This window comes from Streptococcus mitis, from assembly GCF_005144795.1.
In the GTDB taxonomy this organism is placed as follows: domain Bacteria; phylum Bacillota; class Bacilli; order Lactobacillales; family Streptococcaceae; genus Streptococcus; species Streptococcus mitis_BB.
On sequence record NZ_SWFJ01000004.1, the window covers coordinates 144,093 to 166,197 of the forward strand.

Here is a 22,105-nt window from a genome sequence, read left to right on the forward strand (position 1 = left end):
TTATACAGAAAAGGAGAAATAGGATGAACCCATTAGATTTATTTAACCAAGTAAAAGAATTAATCGAAACAAAAGATTTCGAAGCTGCTAAAACATTTGTTGCAGAAAATCAAGAACAGCTTGGAGAATACTTCTCTCAAGCTCAGCAGTTGATTTCTGGTTCTGAAGGTCTAGATGGCCTCGTTGGAAAGATTAAAGGATTTTTCTAAAAGATATAAAGGCGCCTGAAACAATCAGGTGCCTTTTTGAGATATTTTTTTCATTACTTTGGGAAGATGACTGCTGATTTCCGTCGGCAAGACCACATAATGTTCTTGAGATAATTCTTGGGCTATTACTGAATGAAGATGGGTTGCTACTGCCACACGCTCGTAGAGACTGGCTTGTTTAAACTGACCTGCAAATCCTGCAATTATTCCAGCCAGAGTATCTCCCATTCCCCCAGTCGCCTGATAGGGACCACCAACCTGTAACTGGTAATAATCAGACTGGCCAACTTCCCAAATACGAGTAGCTGGGCCTTTCTCCACCAAAATTATTCCTTGAGGAAAGGAAGTCAGGGCACTAGCCGTTGCATCTTCCTTTTGCTTTTCAATCGTAATTCCAGATAATTTTTCCCATTCTTTTTGGTGAGGAGTTAGGATAAGCTGGTTAGACGGAAATGACAAACTTGTTCTAGCAAGAATGGTCAAAGCACCTCCGTCTACAATCAAAATCTGATTCTGTTTTAAGCCAGCAAAGACCTGTTTGACTAGATCTTCTCCAAAAGCAACGTCTCGTAAACCAGGCCCCAGCAAGACAACTTCTGCCTTCTCCAATTGCTCTTTTAACAATTGCTGGTCTTGAAGAGAAAAGGCCATAGCCTCAGGTAAATGACTGTGTAAAGCTGTGATATTTTCCCTATCTGTTCCAACAGTCACCAATCCTGCACCGCTTTTAACAGCTGCCAAAGCAGCCATGATGATAGCACCACCGTAAGGATAAGTTCCACCTAACAGAAGCAAGCGACCATAGTCTCCTTTATGACTTGTACGAGAACGTTCAATAATGACTTTTTCTAGTAAGTCTTGATCAATCACTTTCATCGTTTTTCCTCTCTATTCATTATACTATAAAGTCTATCCACCTTGCATCTTAAATATAAATCTCTTCGTTCATATAGAAAAAGAGGGAACAAAGCCCCTCTACTCTCTTTTCGTCTAAACACGAAAGTAAACGATTCCATTTTTACTAGTAAAGACGGAGAGGCCTAATTGGTCCTCTCCATCTATTCGACTCATTTATCGATTCATTTTTTATCTTCTACCAATCTATACAAATAGAATGGTATTAGGAACATAGACTAATCCTCTTTACGTTTTGCAGTTAATAAGGCTGCTGACAAAGCCAAGGTAACACCTGCCAAGAAAATAGCTGTTTCTGACTGTTTTTCACCAGTTTCTGGCAATCTCTTGTCTTCCTTGACAACTTGAACTGGTGTTTCTGGAGTCTGAGCTTTTTCTAACGAATTTAGTTTAAACTCTGGTTTTTCTACTGTCGGTGCTGGTTGATTACCTACTGTAGCTAGAATACCACGGTACTCTGGAAGTTTATGTTCTAGAGCCATTACAGCATTAACACCACCCTTAAATTCAGGTTTCTCAACACTTGGTACTGCTTGATCTCCTACTGTAGCTAGAATTCCTGTGTATTCTGGAACTTCATTGACTGCTGCTTCTACAAAGTTAGAACCACCTTTAAATTCTGAAACTTCGTTTACTGCTGCTTCTACAAAGTTAGCACCGCCTTTGAATTCTGGAACTTTGTTTACTGCTGCTTCTACAAAGTTAGAACCACCTTTAAATTCTGGAACTTCATTGACTGCCGCTTCTACAAAGTTAGCACTGCCTGTGAATTCTGGAACTTCGTTTACTGGCGCAGGTTCCTCACCCTTACTATTTGAAATAGATGGTTTTACTCCTACCTCAATAATACGATTTTGAGCTTTTCTTTGTTCAGAATGAACAAGAGTTCTAGTAGTTCCTGATACTTGAATATAGTCAACTTTTTCTCCAGCTTGTCCTTCAGAAACTACACGACGTTGACCTTGAGCAAGCTCAGGGGTTTCACGAATAACTTCTTCAAACGGAAGTGGAGTCTTTTCAATTTCCAAGCTTGGAGCTTCTGCAACTAAGTTCTTAACGCCTTCTGTCGGTGTTGTTTGGAAGGTAGACTTAAAGTGTAAACGATATTCTTTCACCAGATTTCCATCTTTGGAAACAAGACGAACAAGTGTTGGAAGATTTGTATTTCCATGATCCACTACTGTGACTACTCCATGTCCACTAGTTGTCGCAGTGACTTTTGGTTTAGTTCCCATTGTTGTTAGGGTGTACTCTGTCACATTTGGATCAAAGTTTTCCAATGCTTTTCCATCGATTGAAATAGTCGCTGACGGTGTTTCGACTTCTGCTCCCTTGCCTGCAGAGTAGGCTGTAAATTCGACTACTGCTAGCCCGTTAGTAATAGACTTACGGGTCATTCGAGCACGAATAGCTGTCGCTTGAACCGGTTCAAAGTTAAACTCGATTGGTTTACCAGCTACTAATTCTCCAGAAGCTTTGTAAGGAATTGGTGCCCAATTTTCTGCCTTGTTGAATGGGTGGTCAGCATTTTCTTCATAACGAGAAATCGTACTTGGTTCTGTAAAGGCAGGACCAATATATCTTTCTAGAACCATTTTTTCTGGGGCATCTGTTCCACTATCTTTAAAGAACTGAATGGCTACTTTTCCAATAGACTGAGAGGCAATTTTACCGTCCTTCTTAAAGAGTAGTCCGACAGAAGTTTCTTCATTTTTCGGAGTACGAGACCAGTTTGTCCAACGTCCATCTTCATTGTATTTTCCATCATTGAGATAGAAAATTCGATCATGTGAAGCTACTTGTGTATCGTTCGTTGTCGAAGCAAAGGCTTTAGAATCCGTTTCATTGTTGCTTGGATTTTCTGAAATGACTTGATTTCCTTTAGAAACAACTGTCACCTGCATTTTAGTGGTTAGATTTGTACCAATGACATGACCGGTAACTTCAAATGTTCCCTCATGCTCTGTCGCATGTTCAGGAATAGCATCCCACTTCACTGCAAGTTTAGCTGTAGTCCAAGTAGTTGAAGTTGGGTAATAAACAGTGACTTCTGAAGGAAGTTGAAGAGCATCTCCAACATTCAAAATTTTAGCACTATTTTCTGCAGCAAGAGGTTGGCTAGTTTCTCTCTCATCATTGCGGAAGATTCGATATTCTTTCAATACCGTACCATCTTCTGCTTTTAAGATGAGACGTGTTGCACCTTTTGGACTGGTTGCCGGAACAACTGTTACCAAACCATTATTGCTAGCGGTTGCAGTGATTTCTTTGCTAGATTGAGGAATATAGTAATCAGTCTTAGATGGATTAAAGTGTTCAAGATCCTTACCATCTACCTTGATAGAAATCTCTGAACTTGTAGAGCTTAAGACCTTGTTTCCAAGAACAGTTAGCTCTGTCAGACCAACACCTGAAGTTCCATCAGCCTTCTTCATACGAATACGAACAGCATAAGTTTCTACCTTGTCAAATGTGAAGTGATTTGTTTGAGTTGCAGATAGCTGACTTGGAGCATGTAAATTTTCAACTGCTTTCCAATTGTCTGGATTATTAAATGGATGATTGCTATCTCGTTGCGCATGACTGACATCACTTGGTAAATCAGGAATTTCTTTACCTACATAATATTCAACTACATATTCTTTTGGAAGACCAATTGCTCCATCAGTATAGAAATCAACTGATAAATTATTGACAAAACGTTTCGTCAAGTCTCCTGAATTACCAAACAAGATAGAAGCCCAATCATTATCAGTATTTGTTCTCCAAGTAGTCCATCTATTTTTAGCATCTGTTGACGTTCTTGACACAGTCAGGTCGTTCAAGGCATTAGCTGAGTCATCTCCTCCTGTATTGGATACAATGGCAGCTGGCAATTGGGAACCTGTCCATTGTTTAGAGATATTATTTCCAGCAACAACTTGACTAGATACTCGAACATGAGCTTTAGTGGTCAGATTGCTACCCACTAAACGACCATTGATTTCATAGACTCCTTCAGTTTGACTAAAGTTGGCTGGAACCTGATCCCAAACTACATCTTTATAGATAGTTGTTCCATTAGAATGGTAAGCACGAACATTAGCTGGCAATTGAACTGACTCACCCTTAGGTACTGTGAGGCTGATTTCCTCTGCAACTTGTAAGCCTTCAACTGTCACCGTTGCTTGAGCTTCAATGTCTGTGCCTTCTACATGTCCTTTAAGCGTAAATCTATGATAATGCCCCAATTCTTTTTCATCTACCTTGTCCCAAGTTACAGATACTTTGCGTGGCAAGCCCTTATCAAATTCTGCCCCAACTTCTTTAGGTAGATTCGGTTGCTGATTAATGTCTGTAGAAATAGATACAGGATGAAGTTTCACAATCTTCTTGCTGACTTTATTTTCTTTAATCACCACTTCAGTAGTTACAGATTCTGTTTTCTCTGTTTGATTATCGATTCGAGGTGTCAAAGTCACTCTTCCCTTAGTATAGAGCAACAAGTTCTGTCCATTCACCTCAAGATGCCCACCATCAGATGATTTAGCTTCTAGGTGAATATCTGAAGCTGAAAATTCTGTTTGAGAACCATCCTCATAACTACCAATGACACGATAAGTTAAGACTTGATCTTCAGTAGCAGTTTCTTTTTCTTCCACAACTACTTCCAAACGTTTCAAGGCAGGGGATTCCTTCACAAACTGAATTAAATAAGTTTGAACCAAGTCACCCTTTTGATTACTCAAGAAGACTGAGGCCTGATAACCATTATCAGCAGAAGCTTGCTGAACAGTTACTTGATAACCAGTAGTCTGAGCCCCAACACTTGGAATTGTTCCAGTGTAAGGAAGGGATACACGGTAATAAGTCTTGCCAGACTCGAAGTTCTCAAGAGCTTTATCCCCAACAGTAAGTCCTGTAATGCTACTTGTTGTTTCCTTACTGCTTGCGATAAAGGTTGCCGTCACTTCACGGTCGTCATCTACCAATTTACCAGTAGCCTCCGTACGTCCCCCTTCCTTGTTCAAAGCAGCAGGATCTTTCAAGGTCCAAGAAACAACATCAGTATCAATCAAGCTACCATCTGTCAGAACAGCTGTGACTGTTTTATCCAAATCAGCTACAGTTGTACCAACTGGTACTGTAGCAACTTTTGGTAACCATCTATCTAAGGCAACAACTTTTACAAGTGCCTCAGCTTTGGTTTCCAAACCTTCTACACGTCCAGATACTTTTTTCTCACCTGCACTTGTAAGCAAATCAGCTGGCACATCCCATGTTACAGTCTTTTCCTCAACACTACCGTCGCTATAAATAGCTGTTACTGTTTGAGGCAATTCAGGATTAGTAGTCACATCAGTTGTTGCTTTTACAGGAGCAAAGGCTACAAAATGACGGTTTTCTTTCTTACCAGACACAGTTGCGACCGTTGCGCTATCAGAAGTTAAACCAGCAGAATCTGCATAAAGAGTAAATTTTCCTTCTTTTTCTGTTGATTTTACAATGACAACTCCTTTACCATTGAAAGCACGTCTTTGCCATGTTCCATCTGCTTGAGCTTTGTAGCGCTCACGGCTAGCTTGTTCTCCATTATCCACACCAACAATCTGTCCCTGACCATGAAGATTGAAATGAACAAGATTGTTAGCTGTCGGAACCACATTCCCATCGCCATCAACAATTTCGTAATGGATGTAAGATAAATCTTTACCATCTGCTGTGATAACATGCTCTTCTTTAGTCAGACGAACCCTTGCTGGCTCCCCAGCAGTTGTCACACTATCACGCGCAATTTCGTTGCCTTTTTCATCTCGAGCAATCGCAGTCAGTGTACCTGGTTGGTATTTTACAAGCCACTCAAGATACAATTCATTTGGTTTAGCCCCCTCATGATATGGACGTCCATCTTCTGTCGTTTTCTTAGTAAATTCCTTTTTACCAAGCGACTCACCATTTAAGAACAATTCGACACTTGCAGCATTTGAGAAGGTACGAACTGGAACCTTTCCATCGACCAGCATCTTGCGATCCTTAAGAGTCTCTTCAGTCCAGTTCCAATGCGGTAAAATTCGGACAGTTGGCTTTTCTTTAGCACTATACCATTCACTACGGTAAAGGTAAAAATCATTCTTCGGTAAGCCAGCCGTATCGATAATACCAAAGTAAGAACTTTTTACAGGTGTATTATCTTGGTTATGCCATGGAGTTGGTTCACCGATATAGTCAATTCCTGTCCAGATAAATTGTCCAGCATAGCCAGCACGATCACGATCAAAAGTCCATGACTCAGTAGCTGTTCTTCCCCATCCAACACGGTCATTACCATAATCAGATTGTTCATAGTGACGATTTGGACGGTTATCGTGTCCAAGGATTTGAGCAGGATTGTAATAAGAATCACGCGTTCTAGTAGCTGAAGAGGTTTCAGAACCATAAATGAGCCAGTCTGGATGCGCTCTACGAACCGCATCATAAAAACGTTCACCATAGTTCATACCGACAGCATCCATGATTTCTGCAACTTTTAAGAAATCACCTGTTGCTGCACGACTAAATTTATTCTCACCCATGGTAACATAACGTTCGGTATCAATCGCTTTAATGACAGCCTTCAAACGTTTAGCAGTTTCGATAGAACGAGGACTACCATTTGCCTCTTCTACTTCATTTCCAAGAGACCACATGACGATAGACGGATTATTCTTATCACGTTCTACCATTGTTCTAAGATCAAAATCAGACCACTTCTCCCCCTTCTTAGCTTCAGGATGAGTTGCATCTTGATCAAAGAACCGTCCATAGTCGTAAGTCTTCTTGCCACCATACCAAGTATCAAAAGCTTCCTCTTGCACCAAAAGACCTAAACTAGCTGCAGCATCAAGCAACTGAGGACTAGCTGGATTGTGGGTTGTTCGAATAGAGTTTACCCCCATATCTTTCAAGAGTTTTAATTTACGATAGGTAGCCTTATAATTCTCTTCTGCACCCAAGGCTCCATTGTCATGGTGAATACTTACTCCGTGGAATTTCATGCGTTCACCATTCAGAGAGAAACCATCCTTAGCAGTCCAATTGAAATAACGGTAACCAAATGTATCTTCTGTTACATCAACTAGTTGACCTTCTTTATAAACCTTTGTTTTCAGCACATACAGTTGAGGATGATAACTTTTTGTCGTCCAAAGAGTTGGTTTATTAACTAGGATTGTTTGTCTGAAATCTGCAACTTCATTTTCTGCTAAATTCTTCGTTTCAGAGCGAACTAATTCTGATACAACCTTTCCTTCCTTAGTAAAGATTTGTTGTTCCACAAAGACTTTAGCAGCCTTCTTATCCGTATTTTTAATCTTACTTTGAACCTGTGTTTCAACATTTCCTTCTTTTTGCTCAGCAAGTTTTGGAGTAGTGATATGATTACCATTTTCGGCAACATGGACTTTATCACGATAACTGAGAGTTACATCACGATAAATCCCACTTCCTGAATACCAACGACTACTTGGTTGCTTATTGGTCACTTGAACAGTAATTGAATTTTCACTACCATCCTTGTTTAAAAATTCTGTGATATCATATGAAAAATGATTATAGCCACTTGGATAATGTCCTACAAATTTACCATTTACATAGACCTTTGAATCCATGTAAACCCCATCAAAATTGATACGAACATCCTTATTCTTGTCTGCTTCATTTAATGTGAAAGTCTTACGATACCAAGCTGTCCCACCATTTAACTGGCCACCTTCATTACGCGCGAGAGACTTGTGATCAAAGTCAAAATAAATACTCCAATCATGAGGAAGATTCAATTTAGACCAATCATGAACATCCACATCTTTTTTTGAAAAATCGCCTTGAGCATTTAGTTTAAAATACCAATCTTTATTAAAATCTTGTTTTCGATCCGATAATAGCTGTTTTTCCTTTTCAACTTCAGCTTTGTTTGACTCTCCAGATAGTGCTTGCGATTTTTCAGAAGAAGGTTTGATCTCAGTGTCTGCTTTCACTTGGTCCTTTTCAGAAGTTTTTTTAGAATCCTCTTTTACTTCTGTTCCAGCTGTTACTGCAGATTCAACAGGCTTTGGATTTGTCTCTTCAGATTTCTGTTTGTCCTCAGTTTTGGTTCTTTCTTCTACTTTATTTGGAGTTTCCACTTTAGGACTAGCCAATTCATGACTACCATCGTTAGCAGGTCTAGTAGTTTCTGTATCCTTAGTCACTTTATCTTCTGTCGACTCAGCTTTGGGTTTTACAAACTCACGCCCGCCATTCTCATCAGCCTTTGCGATAGCAGCTGCCACATCATCGGGAAGCTTATCTAAAGGCTGAGGTTGATGAACAGTTGTTTCTTCTGTTTGAGTATTGGATGAAGCCACTTCCTCAGCTTGTACAGCTGAAATACCAAATATACTAGCCCCAATCATTACAGATGCCGCACCTATTGCAAATTTACGAATGCTATAATGACAACGTTTATCAAAAAGTCTTTTGTTCATTAAAATCCTCATTTCTTTTTCTTGATACAAAGTAAGCGTTTACTTTATTTAAAAAATAACCTCCTTCTGAATACACAAACAAGTACCAAGTTCGATAATATATTTTATATATTGAATATATCAAAACACACCTAAAATTGCAATCATTTTCCATCAATTTAACCTAATAAAATGGTATGCAAGATAAGTTCATTCAAAAGAAATAGGTGCAATGAAAGTAGCTTTCTATTCTAGACTCTTTCCAATACAAATTTCATTCCATTAATAGCATTTTCATACTTCAAATTTATAGTTTATGGACTCATATCATTATAGACTGCATTCATTTACATACACTACATAAAAAGAAGGTAAAACATTATTCTACCTTCTTTTTTCCTATTTTATATCCAATGTCCTAAGTGCTGCTTGATAAGTTTGATCCATCAGCATAGTAATGGTCATAGGACCGACACCTCCAGGGACTGGCGTAATGTGGCTAGCAAGTGGGGCAACCGCCTCATAATCAACATCCCCACAGAGCTTCCCATTTTCATCGCGGTTCATCCCGACATCAATGACAACCGCACCAGGTTTGACAAAGTCAGCAGTCACAAACTTGGCACGACCGATTGCTACCACCAGAATATCTGCTTTAGCAGCCACCTTGGCAAGATTATGAGTCCGTGAGTGTGTCAAAGTCACTGTAGCATTCTTGGCCAAAAGAAGCTGGGCCATAGGTTTTCCAACGATATTGGAACGACCGATGACGACCGCATTTTTACCTTCCAAGTCAACCCCATATTCATGAAACATTTCCATAATTCCTGCAGGTGTCGAAGGAATCATGACTGGATGACCAGACCAAAGACGTCCCATATTTAGAGGATGGAAACCATCCACATCCTTTTCTGGGTCAATAGCCAATAGAACTGCCTCCTCATCAATATGTTTTGGTAATGGTAACTGTACCAATATCCCATGCCAAGCCGGATCTTGATTGTATTCAACAATCAAATCTAACAACTCCGCTTGACTAATAGTCTCTGGAACTCGCAATACTTCGCTACGGAAACCAGCCGCAAGGGCTGACCTCTCCTTGTTCCGAACATAGACTTGGCTGGCAGGGTTGTCCCCAACCAAAATCACTACCAAACCAGGTACTAGCCCCGTTTCTTCCTTTAATCTTGCAGTCTTTTCAGCCAGCTGTCCTTGTAACTTAGCTGCTAGAGCCTTCCCATCAATAATCTGTGTCATATCACTTCTCTTTTCTTTCAAATATCTTCCATTATACCAAAAACTACTGCTCCCCTCTAACACTTCTTTCCTAGGCTACCCTATAGTTTCAAACTATAAGAAAAAGCTCTGGTCGAGCTTTTCACTAATCTTTTCGTGAAAGTTTAAAACTGATTACAAACAGCTCAGCAAAGCTAACTTATAAAACCTTACTCAAGAAATCCTTAGTTCGTTGTTCTTGGGTTTGTTCAAAAATCTGTTCAGGTGTTCCGTCTTCAACAACCACACCGTCTGCCATAAAGATGACACGATCTGCCACCTCACGGGCAAATCCCATTTCATGTGTTACGATAACCATAGTCATTCCTGACTTGGCTAAGTCTTGCATAACAGCCAACACTTCACCTACCATTTCAGGGTCCAGGGCTGAAGTTGGCTCGTCAAAGAGCAAAACATCTGGTTCCATAGCTAAACCACGCGCAATAGCAATCCGCTGTTGCTGACCACCTGACAAACTCTGTGGATAAGCAGTTGCCTTATCTGGTAAACCAACTTTTTCCAAAAGTTCCTGAGCTCTCTTCTCTGCAACTTCCTTACTTTCACCTTTGGTCTTGATAGGAGACAAGGTGATATTTTCCATCACAGTCATATTAGGAAAGAGATTGAATTGTTGAAAAACCATACCCATCTTCTCACGCATGGCAAAGAGGTCATTCTTCTTGTCCGTAATATCGACCCCCTCAAAGATAACCTTCCCCTTGGTCGCTTCTTCCAACAAATTCATAGAACGAAGCAAGGTAGATTTCCCGCTCCCTGAAGGACCGATGATAACGACAACTTCTCCTCTTTTAATCTCGAGGTTGATGCCCTTCAATACTTCATTCTTTCCAAAGGATTTATGTAAATTTTCAATTTTTATCAAGGTTTCTGTCATTATTTTTTATCTCCTTGTCCCATACGTTTTTCAAAAGCTTTCAAGGCTACTGTCAAAATAGAGGTCATAATCAAGTAATAAAAGGCTGCAAATAAAAGTGGTGTTAAAGGTAGATAGGTTGTTGTGGAAACTGTTGTAGCTCCATTCCACAACTCCATGACACCAATAGCTGATAAGAGGGAACTATCTTTGATAATAGTGATAAATTCGTTTCCCAATGCTGGCAAAATATTTTTGATAGCTTGTGGCAAAATCACATAGCGCATCGCATTTTTAGGACGAATCCCTAAAGAATAGGCCGCCTCTAGCTGACCTTTTGGAACCGCATTAATCCCAGCACGAACAGTCTCAGAAACATAAGCACCACTGTTCATAGAAATAATCAAAATCCCTGGAATCAGACGAGAAAGATCAACACCCAAAATCCCAACCTGAATAGTCGGAGCATTGATATGCATTAGAGCAAAGGCAATCATAATCTGAACCATCATCGGTGTCCCACGGAAAATCCAAACGTATAAGTTGGCAAGCCAAACAAGCGGCTTAAACTTTGAACGTTGCCCAAAAGCCAATACAACACCCAAAATGGTTCCCAAAAAGACAACACAAATAGAAATGAGAACCGTCACGACAGCCCCATAGTTAAAATAAGGTAAATACTTAGGTAAAAAAGAAAAATTCATAGTCACACTGCTTTCTAAAATAGAATACTGTATGATTATAATATAAATTGAATTAAAATTCAAATCTTTTGTCTAATTTATTCAAAAAAACTTTAAGATGGTAGAATTAGCGAGAAATCTTAGTTTTTTCTAGGCAAGTTGAGCTCCTTTATGGTAAAATAGTAACGATAAGAAATGAAGGAGAATCAAAATGGAATCACATTTGGTTAGAATCATCAACCGCCTTGAAGCAATGGCAAAAGACGGCGGAAATTTAAAACGTAATTTTGAACGCGAAGGAGTTGTTGTTGCAGAAGTTGCATACAGCCACGACGAAGAAAACGGCTCAATCTTTACCCTTCGTGATGTCGAAGCTCGCGAAACTTATACGTTTGACAGCATTGACTTGATTGCAATGGAGATTTACGAACTCCTTTACTAACACAAAACAAGCTGGGATTACACCCTGCATGTCTAACCAAAATCCTTTTTGTCTCACAAATAGGATTTTTTTATAGTCCAAATCCACAAATATTTTCATTATAACAACTTCTCAAAGCCTCAATCTTTTTACTTGCTTTACACCCCAATCCTGTTATAATGAGAGTATAGAAATTTGACTATTATTGACCTTTGGACAGGTCAAGCTAAAGAAAGAAATGAGGTAGATGTATGCTTTGTCAAAACTGTAAAATCAATGACTCAACAATTCATCTTTATACCAATCTCAATGGAAAGCAAAAACAAATTGACCTCTGTCAAAACTGCTATAAGATTATCAAGACAGATCCTAACAATAGCCTCTTTAAAGGTATAACTGATCTGAACAATCGTGACTTTGATCCTTTCGGTGATTTCTTCAATGACCTAAATAATTTTAGACCTTCTAGCAATACTCCTCCGACTCCCCCAACCCAATCAGGTGGAGGTTACGGTGGAAATGGCGGTTATGGTTCCCAAAATCGTGGACCTGCTCAAACTCCTCCACCAAGCCAAGAAAAAGGCCTGCTGGAAGAATTTGGTATCAACGTAACTGAAATTGCCCGTCGTGGAGATATTGACCCCGTTATTGGGCGCGACGATGAGATTATCCGTGTCATAGAAATTCTCAATCGCAGAACCAAGAATAATCCTGTTCTTATCGGTGAACCAGGTGTCGGAAAAACTGCCGTTGTCGAAGGTCTAGCTCAGAAAATCGTTGATGGAGATGTTCCGCATAAACTCCAAGGCAAACAAGTCATCCGTCTGGATGTGGTTAGCTTGGTTCAAGGAACGGGTATTCGAGGACAATTTGAAGAACGCATTCAAAAACTCATGGAAGAAATTCGCAAACGTGAGGATATTATCCTCTTTATCGATGAAATCCATGAAATTGTCGGTGCTGGTTCTGCAGGCGATGGCAATATGGATGCAGGAAATATCCTCAAGCCCGCCCTTGCTCGTGGAGAACTGCAATTGGTCGGTGCTACTACCCTCAATGAATACCGTATCATTGAAAAGGATGCAGCCCTAGAGCGTCGTATGCAACCTGTTAAGGTCGATGAACCAACAGTGGAAGAAACAATCACCATCCTCAAAGGAATTCAAAAGAAATACGAAGACTACCACCACGTTCAGTATACCGATGCTGCAATTGAAGCAGCTGCAACTCTTTCCAATCGCTACATCCAAGATCGCTTCTTGCCTGACAAGGCCATCGACCTCCTGGATGAAGCTGGTTCTAAGATGAACTTGACCTTGAATTTTGTGGATCCTAAAGTGATTGATCAGCGCTTGATTGAGGCTGAAAATCTCAAGTCTCAAGCTACACGAGAGGAAGATTTTGAGAAGGCTGCCTACTTCCGCGACCAGATTGCTAAGTATAAGGAAATGCAAAAGAAAAAGGTTACGGATCAAGATATTCCTATCATCAGCGAGAAAACTATTGAGCATATTATCGAGCAGAAAACCAATATTCCTGTTGGTGATTTGAAAGAGAAAGAACAATCTCAACTCATCCATCTAGCCGAAGATCTCAAGTCTCATGTTATTGGCCAAGATGATGCAGTCTATAAGATTGCCAAGGCTATTCGCCGTAATCGTGTCGGTCTCGGTACGCCTAACCGTCCAATTGGAAGCTTCCTTTTTGTCGGACCAACTGGTGTCGGTAAAACAGAACTTTCCAAACAACTAGCTATCGAACTCTTTGGTTCTGCTGACAGCATGATTCGCTTTGACATGAGCGAATACATGGAAAAACACAGTGTAGCTAAATTAGTTGGTGCCCCTCCAGGTTATGTTGGCTACGATGAGGCTGGGCAATTAACTGAAAAAGTTCGTCGCAATCCCTACTCTCTTATTCTCTTAGATGAAGTAGAGAAAGCTCATCCAGATGTCATGCATATGTTCCTCCAGGTCTTAGACGATGGTCGTTTGACAGATGGGCAAGGACGCACTGTTAGCTTCAAGGACGCAATCATCATCATGACTTCAAATGCTGGTACTGGTAAAGCCGAAGCCAGCGTTGGATTTGGTGCTGCTAGAGAAGGACGTACCAATTCTGTTCTCGGTGAACTCGGTAACTTCTTTAGCCCAGAGTTTATGAACCGTTTTGATGGTATTATCGAATTTAAGGCTCTCAGCAAGGAGAACCTCCTTCAGATTGTCGAACTTATGCTAGCAGATGTTAACAAGCGCCTTTCTAGCAACAACATTCATTTAAATGTAACTGAAAAGGTCAAAGAAAAATTAGTTGACCTCGGTTATGATCCAAAAATGGGAGCACGTCCACTTCGTCGTACTATTCAAGACTATATTGAGGACGCAATCACTGACTACTACCTTGAAAATCCAAGCGAAAAATACCTCAAGGCAGTTATGACCAGCAAGGGCAACATTCAAATCAAATCTGCCAAAAAAGCTGAAGTAAAAACTTCTGATAAAGAAGTATAAATCCTATAGAAAAGGAGTAGAAAATGAAAATTTTCTGCTCCTTTTTACAAAAGTCACTATAAATTCTTGACAGCTTGGCCTTTGTCCATTAAGATAATAATAAAGACAATAGATAATGAGGAAAATGCAATGGCAAATCCAACTTTCGGAGAAAAAAAGGCGAATACAGACTATGTTGCTCGTTATGGCGTATATGCTGTTATCCCTGATACTGAACAAAAACACATTGTTCTTGTTCAAGCACCTAATGGCGCTTGGTTCTTACCAGGTGGCGAAATTGAAGCAGGTGAAAATCATCAAGAAGCCCTAAAACGTGAATTGATTGAAGAGCTTGGCTTCACAGCTGAAATTGGTGCCTATTACGGACAAGCTGATGAATATTTCTATTCTCGTCATCGTGACACCTACTACTACAATCCTGCCTACCTCTATGAAGCGACTTCTTTCAAAGAAGTACAAAAACCACTAGAGGACTTTAATCATATTGCCTGGTTCCCTATTGACGAGGCTATTGAAAATCTCAAACGTGGTAGTCATAAATGGGCAATTCAATCTTGGAAAAAACAGCATAAGATTGACTAAATCAAGCTACTTTATTCAAAAAATGCTATAATAGAATTAGAAAATCGGAGGAAATGTTATGAAGCTTATCAATACGACAAACTCACACTCGCAACTTGTAAAAAGCCAGCTAGAAAGTACAGATGCAACCCTTGTTGAGGTTTATTCTGCAGGTAATACAGATGTTATTTTTACCCAAGCTCCGCTTCACTATGAAATCCTCATCTCAAACAAACACCGTGCTATTCGCGAACCTGAAATCGAAGCTATTCAAGAATTTTTCTTGAAACGTAAAATTGATAAGGACTCTATTGATGAGGCCAATATCAAAACCCTCTATTCAGAAAAATTAATTGGAATTTCAATTCCGACCAAATAAAATCTTGGAGAGATTAAAAAGTCTTTTAAACCTTATGGAACAAAATTGGGTTTATTTAGCTTTTTAAATCATCTCCAATTTTTTATCTTGAAATCCTATCATACACAATTTTATAGGTAACAAAGGAGACAAGCATGGGAGACATGATATATCGAGAGGCAAGACTTGAAGAATACGAAAAAATTGGAAAACTATTAGCCAATTCCTTTCTTGACTATCCCTTTTTAACGATTATAACTGATGATTTAAAGAAACCTGATTATTATCCTAATTTTGTAGAAACATTACAAACATTGCTCACTAGAGTCTATATTAAAAAAGGAAACTGTTTGGTTGCAGAACAAGATGGAGAATTACTAGAAGTCGCCCTTTTGCAACAAAAGGATTTCTGTATACTATCCTATCTACAAAATGGCGGAACAAACATTTTTCGCTACATTCGACCACGAAATCTTTTTAAATACTTTGACTTTGTAAAACGTTCCAAAAATCATTTAGAACAAGCAGGAGAGTTTGATTGGTATTTGATGGCTTTAGCTGTTAATACAGCAAGAAAGGGGCAGGGAATAGGCAGTACTTTTCTGACACAAGGGATTGAACCCTATATTAAATCAAAAGGCTGTAAGAACTTATGTCTCATAACTAGTACAGCTAGAAACGCCTCATTCTACGAAAAAAACGATTATGTATTACTGGACCATATGGACTTAGAATACGGATCAAAATCAATTGGTAACTGGGTATTTTTAAAAACAATAAATAAATTATAACAGACTAGCAATTTACAAATCCTATTTAAATAAGGATAACTTATATTTATAAAAACCAACGTTCAAAACGTTGGTTTTCTTATCTATTTTACAGCTTCTTTCAAAGCATCTACCTTATCCAAACGTTCCCATGGAAGGTCAATATCTGTACGTCCCATGTGTCCGTAAGCCGCTGTTTGACGGTAAATTGGACGCTTGAGGTCCAGCATTTTGATAATCCCTGCAGGGCGAAGGTCAAAGATTTGACGAGCCGCTTTTTCAAGCTTGCTTTCAGCTACTGTTCCTGTACCGAAAGTATCGATACGAACGGAAACTGGTTGGGCCACACCGATGGCATAGGCCAATTGCACTTCTGCCTTCTTAGCAAGACCTGCTGCAACGATGTTCTTGGCAATGTAGCGAGCCGCATAAGAAGCTGAACGGTCCACTTTAGTCGCATCCTTACCAGAGAAGGCACCTCCACCATGACGAGAGTAGCCACCATAGGTATCCACGATGATCTTACGACCAGTCAAACCTGAATCCCCTTGAGGTCCACCGATTACAAAGCGACCAGTTGGATTGATGAAGAATTTGGTTTGCTCATCCAAGTAAGAAGCTGGAATAACTTCCTTGATAACCTTGCTAATCACATCATTGTGAATTTGTTCATTGCTAATTTCTGGGTCGTGCTGAGTGGAAATAACGACTGTATCCACACGTACTGGACGGTCATTTTCATCATACTCAACTGTAACTTGTGATTTAGCATCAGGACGAAGATAGCTGATTTCACCAGACTTACGAAGTTCTGCCAGACGACGAACCAATTTATGACTGAGTGAGATTGGCAATGGCATGAGCTCTTCTGTTTCATCCACTGCAAATCCAAACATGAGCCCTTGGTCACCAGCACCAATCAAGTCAAGCGGATCTTGGTCTGCATTCCCACGTACCTCCAAGGCTTCGTTAACACCTTGGGCAATATCAGGAGATTGTTCTACCAAAGATGGATGTACTCCTACAGTCTCAGCAGAGAAACCATATTCTGTATTGGTGTAGCCAATCTCTGCAATGGTATCACGAACCACACGGTTAATATCCACATAGGCATTTGTAGATATTTCACCAAAAACATGGACTGAACCAGTATATACAGCTGTCTCCGCAGCAACGTGCGCCTCTGGATCTTTAGCTAAAATAGCATCCAAAATCGCATCTGAAATTTGGTCTGCAATCTTATCTGGATGCCCCTCAGATACAGATTCAGACGTGAATAATTTACGTTCTGACATAAAAATGTCCCCCCTTAAAAATAGTGTTATAGAGTTACAAAGTACTGATAGGAAAACTATTAGTGATAAATGCCTACCATCTTATCGGGACTATATAACTTTATCATTATACCATTTTTAAGCGCAATTTGCAGTCTTTAATGTAGTGTTTTAATGTAGATATTTCGTTCTCATAAAGCAAAAAGTTGGAGCTCAGTACTCCAACAATTACTATTAAAATGTTTGGCGTTTTGCTTTACGCTCTGCACGACCGCGAGCACGATTTTCAGCACGCTTAGTCTTGCGGCGTTTTTCATCCACTGCCCATTGAATTTTCTTCTTATAACCCGGTTTGACTTTTTTCTTTTTCTTTTTAACCAAACCAATCATTTCGATATCAAGTTTATCTTGTTTTTTCTCACGGTTGGCACGACGATCACGGTCATAAGTATCTTGAAATTCCCCGTCTTTGACCATCTTAGGAGTAAACTTGATTCCCAATTTCTCCAACTCACGGATATCCGAGTCATCACTTGGCTGATAAAGGGTAATAGCTGTACCTGGTAGGCCATTTCTTCCAGTACGACCAACTCGATGAACAAAGAAGGATAAGTCTTGCGGAATGGCATCATTGATGACATGGCTGACACCTTCAATGTCAATTCCACGCGCTGCCAAATCTGTTGCGACAATATACTCAAAATCCAGATTTTTCACCTGGTTCATAATACGTTTGCGCTCACGAGGGGCAATATCCCCATGAACCTTTGCCACCTTCAAACCTTGAGCAGTCAGGTATGAATGTAACTCATCAGCACGCGTTTTAGTGTTAACAAAAATCATTGCCAAATACGGTTGCATCAACTGAGTCAACTGATAAATTTGAGCATTCTTATCACGTCCCTTAGTAGAAATCAACCAATTATCAATAGTATCAGAAATAACCGTTTTGGTCTTGATTTTCTCCATAACAGGATTTGATAAGTATTTTTTCAAGAATGGTTGCAGTTTTTGTGGAATAGTCGCTGAGAAGACCATGAATTGCAGGTCTTTTGGAAGGCTTCCAGCAATCTTATCAACCGTTTCTAAGAATCCCATATCCAAGGTCATGTCTGCCTCATCGACCACAAAGGTCTTAGCCTTGTGAATAGCTAGATCACCAGACTTAACTAAGTCATAGATACGACCTGGCGTTCCGATAACAATATGAGGCTGGTTACTTGCCAATTTGTCAATCTGGCGAGCCTTATCTGTACCACCCACATAATTAACTACACGAACTTCCACCTCTGAGTGAGTTGCAATCTGACGAGCTGCTTGGTAAATCTGAGTAGCCAACTCACGGCTCGATGCAGTAATCACTGCCTGTACACTATCACTAGTTTCATCTAATTGCTGGAAAATCGGCAACAAGAAAGTATGAGTCTTACCTGAACCTGTTTTTGATTCACCGACTAGGTCACGACCTGCCAAAACAATAGGAATCAACTTGTCTTGCACCTCTGTTGGAGTTGTAAATTTCAACTCCTCCAAGGCTTCACTAATATATTTTTTAAATTGAAATTTCGTAAATGACATAATATCCTCGATTCTATCTATCTTATCAATTATATCATATTTTATTCCATTTCAGTAGTCTCACTCATAGAGCTTACTTTCAGTAGTTCATCTAATCAGAAAAAGGCTGGAATTTGTGAATCCCAACCTCTTTTCAGTCCTTATTTCCAGTTTAAAATAGCATTCAAGCCATAGTGATCACTAACTTGTGGACTCTTGTTACCATCAAATACGACATATAAATTTTCCACCGCTAACTCTTTGGTAGTAAAAACATAGTCGATTCGAAGGGGTTCTGTGTTCCCCTTCCAGCCATCAATTTCTGGTGGAACAGTATAGCTACCACTTTTCTCTTGAGCAACTTCAAATGCGTCTTGTAAGCCTAATGGACTAGCTAAAATAGCTTGGTAACCTTCCTGACCAGCTGGGTTGTTGAAATCTCCAGCAAGCAAAAGTGACTTGTTCAATTTCTTCAAGACAGCTTCAAATCGTGCCCATTCTTCTTGGAACCCTTTATCCCACCAAGAAAGATGGACACTGGCAACTGCAAGATCCTTGCCATCGACTACAGTTTCGGCCAGGGCGACACGGCGAGTATGATAGTCTGTTGGATCATCCACATCTGAAACCAAAATTTCTCTTGCTTCAATAGGTGTTTTAGACAAGATAGCCACACCTTCATGGTAGCGGTCATAACCAATATGGTTATAGGCCCAAGTCCAATAGTAATTTTTTCCTTGCTTTGACAACTTTTCAACCAAAAGTCTAACATAATGGTCTTGGTGAATAGGCTCAGCTGCTGGCAAAGCTTGATAAAGGTCATTAACCTCCACCTCTGGCGAAGTAATCTCCTGATTGATTTCTTGGAAACAAATCAAATCATAATCTTTATCAAGAATATCTTCAAGCAAGAGCTGGAATTTTTTCTCAGCTTCTTTTTCCATCCAGCTATGAGTATTGAGTGTTAAAAATTTCATGCTTTTCTCCTAAAACAAGAGGTTGGAAAACAGCTTCCAACCTCAAGTGTATTACAATTCTACTTTAGCAACTGCTGTTTTAGCTGCAAGAGAACCTGTTTGTTCTAATTTAACTGATTTAATAGCTTCAGCATTTGTGAAGACAACCACTGTTGAAGTTTCACGATCTGCTGCACGGATAGCATCCAAGTCAGCTGTGACAAGAAGATCACCTGCTACAACTTTTTGTCCTTCAGCTACATGAACAGTAAATGGTTTTCCTTCAAGACTTACTGTGTCCAAACCAATATGAACCAATACTTCAAGACCTGCTTCAGTCACAAGACCAAGAGCATGTTTTGTAGGGAAGATGCTTGATACAGTACCTGAAACTGGAGATACAATGTTTCCATTTGCAGGTTCTACAGCAAATCCGTCGCCCATCATTTTTTGAGCAAATACTGGATCTTTTACTTGTTCCAAAGCAACAACTTGACCGTCTGCTACTGAGTAAACTTCCTCAGTAAGACCTTTGAATTGAACAGTGTTTTGTTGCGCTTCTGTCATTTGACTTGGAAGAGTTTCAGGAATGATTTCACCTGAATCAAGGATATCTTGGATATCAGATTTCAATACGTCTGCTTTTGGACCGTAGATAGCTTGAACTCCTTGTCCTTTCATGACAAGACCCATAGCTCCTTCTGCTTTCCATTGTTCTGCATCACCGACTTTGTCAGCATCTTTTACAGTTACACGAAGACGAGTCATACATGCATCAACATCAACGATGTTTGCACGTCCACCAAGAAGGTTGATAATGTTTACAGCTTGAGAACCTGCTGCAACTTTCACTTCGCTGCTAGCTTCTTCTGAGCCTTCAGCAGTTTCGTAGTTTCCGTTACGTCCTGGAGTTGCGTAGTTGAATTTTTGAATCATGAAGTTTGCGATAAAGTACATGATTACAGCAAAGAGAACAGTTACCCAAACGAAGTTAACGATATCCATACCGATACCAGCGCTAATCGCAATAGGTGTACGAGTCAAGAACTCGATTGAACCGAATGAGTGCATACGTAGGTTTACTACGTCAGCCATAGCGAAGGCCGCACCTTGAACAAGTGAGTAAACAAGATACATAGGTGTTGCTACAAACATGAACATGTATTCGATTGGTTCAGTAACCCCTGTCAAGAATGTTGCAAGAGCTGTCGCAATCATCATACCTTTATATTGATGTTTCTTATCAGCATCGACATTACGGTAGATAGCCACGATCACACCCATCAAGATACCGAATGAACCGATCATTTGTCCAACTTTGAAACGAGCTGGGTGAACAGTATCTAACAATTGTTGGTAGTGACTTGCATCTGCACCTTTAAGGTTAACAAGGTCTGTTACCCATGCAAGCCATAGTGGGTCTTGACCAAATACTTGAGTACCTTTAGCTGCACCCGTCAAAATCTCATAAGTACCACCAAGAGCTGTGTAGTTCATTGGGATTGTCAACATGTGGTGGAGACCAAATGGCAAGAGCAAACGTTCCAAAGTACCATACAAGAATGGTGCAAGGATTGGAGCAGTTTCTTGTGAGTTGGCAATCCAGATACCAAAGCTATTGATACCTGTTTGAACTACTGGCCAAAAGGCAGCAAGTAGAATTGCAGCGATTGCTGAACGAAGAATAACTACAAATGGTACGAAACGTTTCCCGTTGAAGAATGAAAGTGCATCAGGAAGTTTACGGAAGTTGTAGTATTTGTTGTAAGCAGTTGCCCCTACAAAACCTGAGATGATCCCTACGAAGACACCCATGTTAAGTGCTGGGGCTTCCATAACACTAATGAAGTAATCAGCAACTTTGATTGATCCACCAAAGAGAGTTGTTACCATAGCTTCTGGATTTTTCAACATATCTCCTGATACGCCAAAGATTGTACCAGTGATACGGTTAATCAAGATGAAGGCAAGACCAGCGGCGAAAGCACCACCAGCACGTTCTTTAGCCCAGCTTCCTCCAATTGCTAGGGCAAACAAAATGTGAAGGTTACCGATAACCCCCCAACCAATTTGCTCAAGAATTCCACCGGTAACTACAAGTGGTGCAAAAGTTGGGTTAATCATTACGATAGACTTACCGATTGAAATCATCAAACCAGCAGCCGGCATAACCGCGATAACCACCATCAAAGCCTTACCGAATTTTTGCCAAAACTCGAAAGACAAGACATTTTTGAATGTATCTTTCATCATTCAAATCTCCTTTATTTTTATTTAGGCAA

At 39.9% G+C, this 22,105-nt stretch carries 15 protein-coding genes; 6 read left to right on the forward strand and 9 right to left on the reverse strand.

The genetic code is table 11. The features are described from left to right. Positions 1 to 23 precede the first annotated feature (23 nt). On the forward strand, positions 24 to 209 hold the full coding sequence (locus FBF73_RS04170; RefSeq protein ID WP_001068558.1) for a hypothetical protein: 186 nt from the start codon (positions 24 to 26) through the stop codon (positions 207 to 209). Positions 210 to 233: 24 nt separating this feature from the next. Here FBF73_RS04170 and FBF73_RS04175 read toward each other — a convergent pair whose 3' ends face one another. The 5 genes from FBF73_RS04175 to FBF73_RS04195 form a co-directional block, all read right to left on the reverse strand. Then, complete coding sequence (locus FBF73_RS04175; RefSeq protein WP_136937067.1) at positions 234 to 1,085, reverse strand: NAD(P)H-hydrate dehydratase; 852 nt, start codon at positions 1,083 to 1,085, stop codon at positions 234 to 236. 257 nt (positions 1,086 to 1,342) lie between these two features. After that, positions 1,343 to 8,605 (reverse strand): SIALI-17 repeat-containing surface protein, encoded by a 7,263-nt coding sequence (locus tag FBF73_RS04180; protein WP_136937068.1) that lies wholly within the window; start codon positions 8,603 to 8,605, stop codon positions 1,343 to 1,345. Between the two features lie 378 nt (positions 8,606 to 8,983). Beyond that, positions 8,984 to 9,841 (reverse strand): bifunctional methylenetetrahydrofolate dehydrogenase/methenyltetrahydrofolate cyclohydrolase, encoded by an 858-nt coding sequence (locus FBF73_RS04185; RefSeq protein WP_169435171.1) that lies wholly within the window; start codon positions 9,839 to 9,841, stop codon positions 8,984 to 8,986. A gap of 178 nt (positions 9,842 to 10,019) precedes the next feature. Beyond that, on the reverse strand, positions 10,020 to 10,754 hold the full coding sequence (locus FBF73_RS04190; protein ID WP_000140957.1) for an amino acid ABC transporter ATP-binding protein: 735 nt from the start codon (positions 10,752 to 10,754) through the stop codon (positions 10,020 to 10,022). Continuing rightward, positions 10,754 to 11,437: an amino acid ABC transporter permease gene (locus FBF73_RS04195; protein WP_001011642.1), complete on the reverse strand. Its 684-nt coding sequence runs from the start codon at positions 11,435 to 11,437 to the stop codon at positions 10,754 to 10,756. Before FBF73_RS04195 ends, FBF73_RS04190 begins: the two co-directional genes overlap by 1 nt. Before the next feature lie 190 nt (positions 11,438 to 11,627). Here FBF73_RS04195 and FBF73_RS04200 point away from each other — a divergent pair, with 190 nt between their 5' ends. The 5 genes from FBF73_RS04200 to FBF73_RS04225 all read left to right on the forward strand — a co-directional run bounded on the left by FBF73_RS04200 (position 11,628) and on the right by FBF73_RS04225 (position 16,057). Further along, a complete protein-coding gene (locus FBF73_RS04200; RefSeq protein ID WP_000443570.1) occupies positions 11,628 to 11,858 on the forward strand; it encodes a DUF1797 family protein in 231 nt (76 codons plus the stop codon). A 230-nt stretch (positions 11,859 to 12,088) separates the two neighbouring features. Beyond that, on the forward strand, positions 12,089 to 14,347 hold the full coding sequence (locus FBF73_RS04210; protein ID WP_124787740.1) for an ATP-dependent Clp protease ATP-binding subunit: 2,259 nt from the start codon (positions 12,089 to 12,091) through the stop codon (positions 14,345 to 14,347). A 129-nt stretch (positions 14,348 to 14,476) separates the two neighbouring features. After that, positions 14,477 to 14,929: an NUDIX hydrolase gene (locus FBF73_RS04215; protein WP_124787741.1), complete on the forward strand. Its 453-nt coding sequence runs from the start codon at positions 14,477 to 14,479 to the stop codon at positions 14,927 to 14,929. A 58-nt stretch (positions 14,930 to 14,987) separates the two neighbouring features. Continuing rightward, a complete protein-coding gene (locus FBF73_RS04220; protein WP_000767189.1) occupies positions 14,988 to 15,287 on the forward strand; it encodes a DUF1827 family protein in 300 nt (99 codons plus the stop codon). Between the two features lie 134 nt (positions 15,288 to 15,421). Next, positions 15,422 to 16,057: a GNAT family N-acetyltransferase gene (locus FBF73_RS04225; RefSeq protein ID WP_136937069.1), complete on the forward strand. Its 636-nt coding sequence runs from the start codon at positions 15,422 to 15,424 to the stop codon at positions 16,055 to 16,057. Positions 16,058 to 16,140: 83 nt separating this feature from the next. Here FBF73_RS04225 and metK read toward each other — a convergent pair whose 3' ends face one another. The 4 genes from metK to FBF73_RS04245 form a co-directional block, all read right to left on the reverse strand. Continuing rightward, entirely contained in the window at positions 16,141 to 17,331 is a 1,191-nt protein-coding gene (gene metK / locus FBF73_RS04230) for a methionine adenosyltransferase (RefSeq protein ID WP_136937070.1), read from the reverse strand. Between the two features lie 213 nt (positions 17,332 to 17,544). Beyond that, positions 17,545 to 18,888: a DEAD/DEAH box helicase gene (locus tag FBF73_RS04235; protein ID WP_136937071.1), complete on the reverse strand. Its 1,344-nt coding sequence runs from the start codon at positions 18,886 to 18,888 to the stop codon at positions 17,545 to 17,547. Between the two features lie 140 nt (positions 18,889 to 19,028). Further along, positions 19,029 to 19,844, reverse strand: coding sequence for an endonuclease/exonuclease/phosphatase family protein (locus tag FBF73_RS04240; protein WP_136937072.1), 816 nt, complete (start codon positions 19,842 to 19,844; stop codon positions 19,029 to 19,031). A 51-nt stretch (positions 19,845 to 19,895) separates the two neighbouring features. Further along, on the reverse strand, positions 19,896 to 22,076 hold the full coding sequence (locus tag FBF73_RS04245) for a PTS transporter subunit IIBC (protein WP_136937073.1): 2,181 nt from the start codon (positions 22,074 to 22,076) through the stop codon (positions 19,896 to 19,898). Positions 22,077 to 22,105: the final 29 nt, after the last annotated feature.

What these genes read in the sequence shown, in the direction of transcription:
- FBF73_RS04170 (WP_001068558.1), top strand. Translation starts at nt 24, where the DNA reads ATGAACCCATTAGATTTATTTAACCAAGTAAAAGAATTAATCGAAACA.
- FBF73_RS04175 (WP_136937067.1), bottom strand. Translation starts at nt 1,085, where the DNA reads ATGAAAGTGATTGATCAAGACTTACTAGAAAAAGTCATTATTGAACGT.
- FBF73_RS04180 (WP_136937068.1), bottom strand. Translation starts at nt 8,605, where the DNA reads ATGAACAAAAGACTTTTTGATAAACGTTGTCATTATAGCATTCGTAAA.
- FBF73_RS04185 (WP_169435171.1), bottom strand. Translation starts at nt 9,841, where the DNA reads ATGACACAGATTATTGATGGGAAGGCTCTAGCAGCTAAGTTACAAGGA.
- FBF73_RS04190 (WP_000140957.1), bottom strand. Translation starts at nt 10,754, where the DNA reads ATGACAGAAACCTTGATAAAAATTGAAAATTTACATAAATCCTTTGGA.
- FBF73_RS04195 (WP_001011642.1), bottom strand. Translation starts at nt 11,437, where the DNA reads ATGAATTTTTCTTTTTTACCTAAGTATTTACCTTATTTTAACTATGGG.
- FBF73_RS04200 (WP_000443570.1), top strand. Translation starts at nt 11,628, where the DNA reads ATGGAATCACATTTGGTTAGAATCATCAACCGCCTTGAAGCAATGGCA.
- FBF73_RS04210 (WP_124787740.1), top strand. Translation starts at nt 12,089, where the DNA reads ATGCTTTGTCAAAACTGTAAAATCAATGACTCAACAATTCATCTTTAT.
- FBF73_RS04215 (WP_124787741.1), top strand. Translation starts at nt 14,477, where the DNA reads ATGGCAAATCCAACTTTCGGAGAAAAAAAGGCGAATACAGACTATGTT.
- FBF73_RS04220 (WP_000767189.1), top strand. Translation starts at nt 14,988, where the DNA reads ATGAAGCTTATCAATACGACAAACTCACACTCGCAACTTGTAAAAAGC.
- FBF73_RS04225 (WP_136937069.1), top strand. Translation starts at nt 15,422, where the DNA reads ATGGGAGACATGATATATCGAGAGGCAAGACTTGAAGAATACGAAAAA.
- metK (WP_136937070.1), bottom strand. Translation starts at nt 17,331, where the DNA reads ATGTCAGAACGTAAATTATTCACGTCTGAATCTGTATCTGAGGGGCAT.
- FBF73_RS04235 (WP_136937071.1), bottom strand. Translation starts at nt 18,888, where the DNA reads ATGTCATTTACGAAATTTCAATTTAAAAAATATATTAGTGAAGCCTTG.
- FBF73_RS04240 (WP_136937072.1), bottom strand. Translation starts at nt 19,844, where the DNA reads ATGAAATTTTTAACACTCAATACTCATAGCTGGATGGAAAAAGAAGCT.
- FBF73_RS04245 (WP_136937073.1), bottom strand. Translation starts at nt 22,076, where the DNA reads ATGATGAAAGATACATTCAAAAATGTCTTGTCTTTCGAGTTTTGGCAA.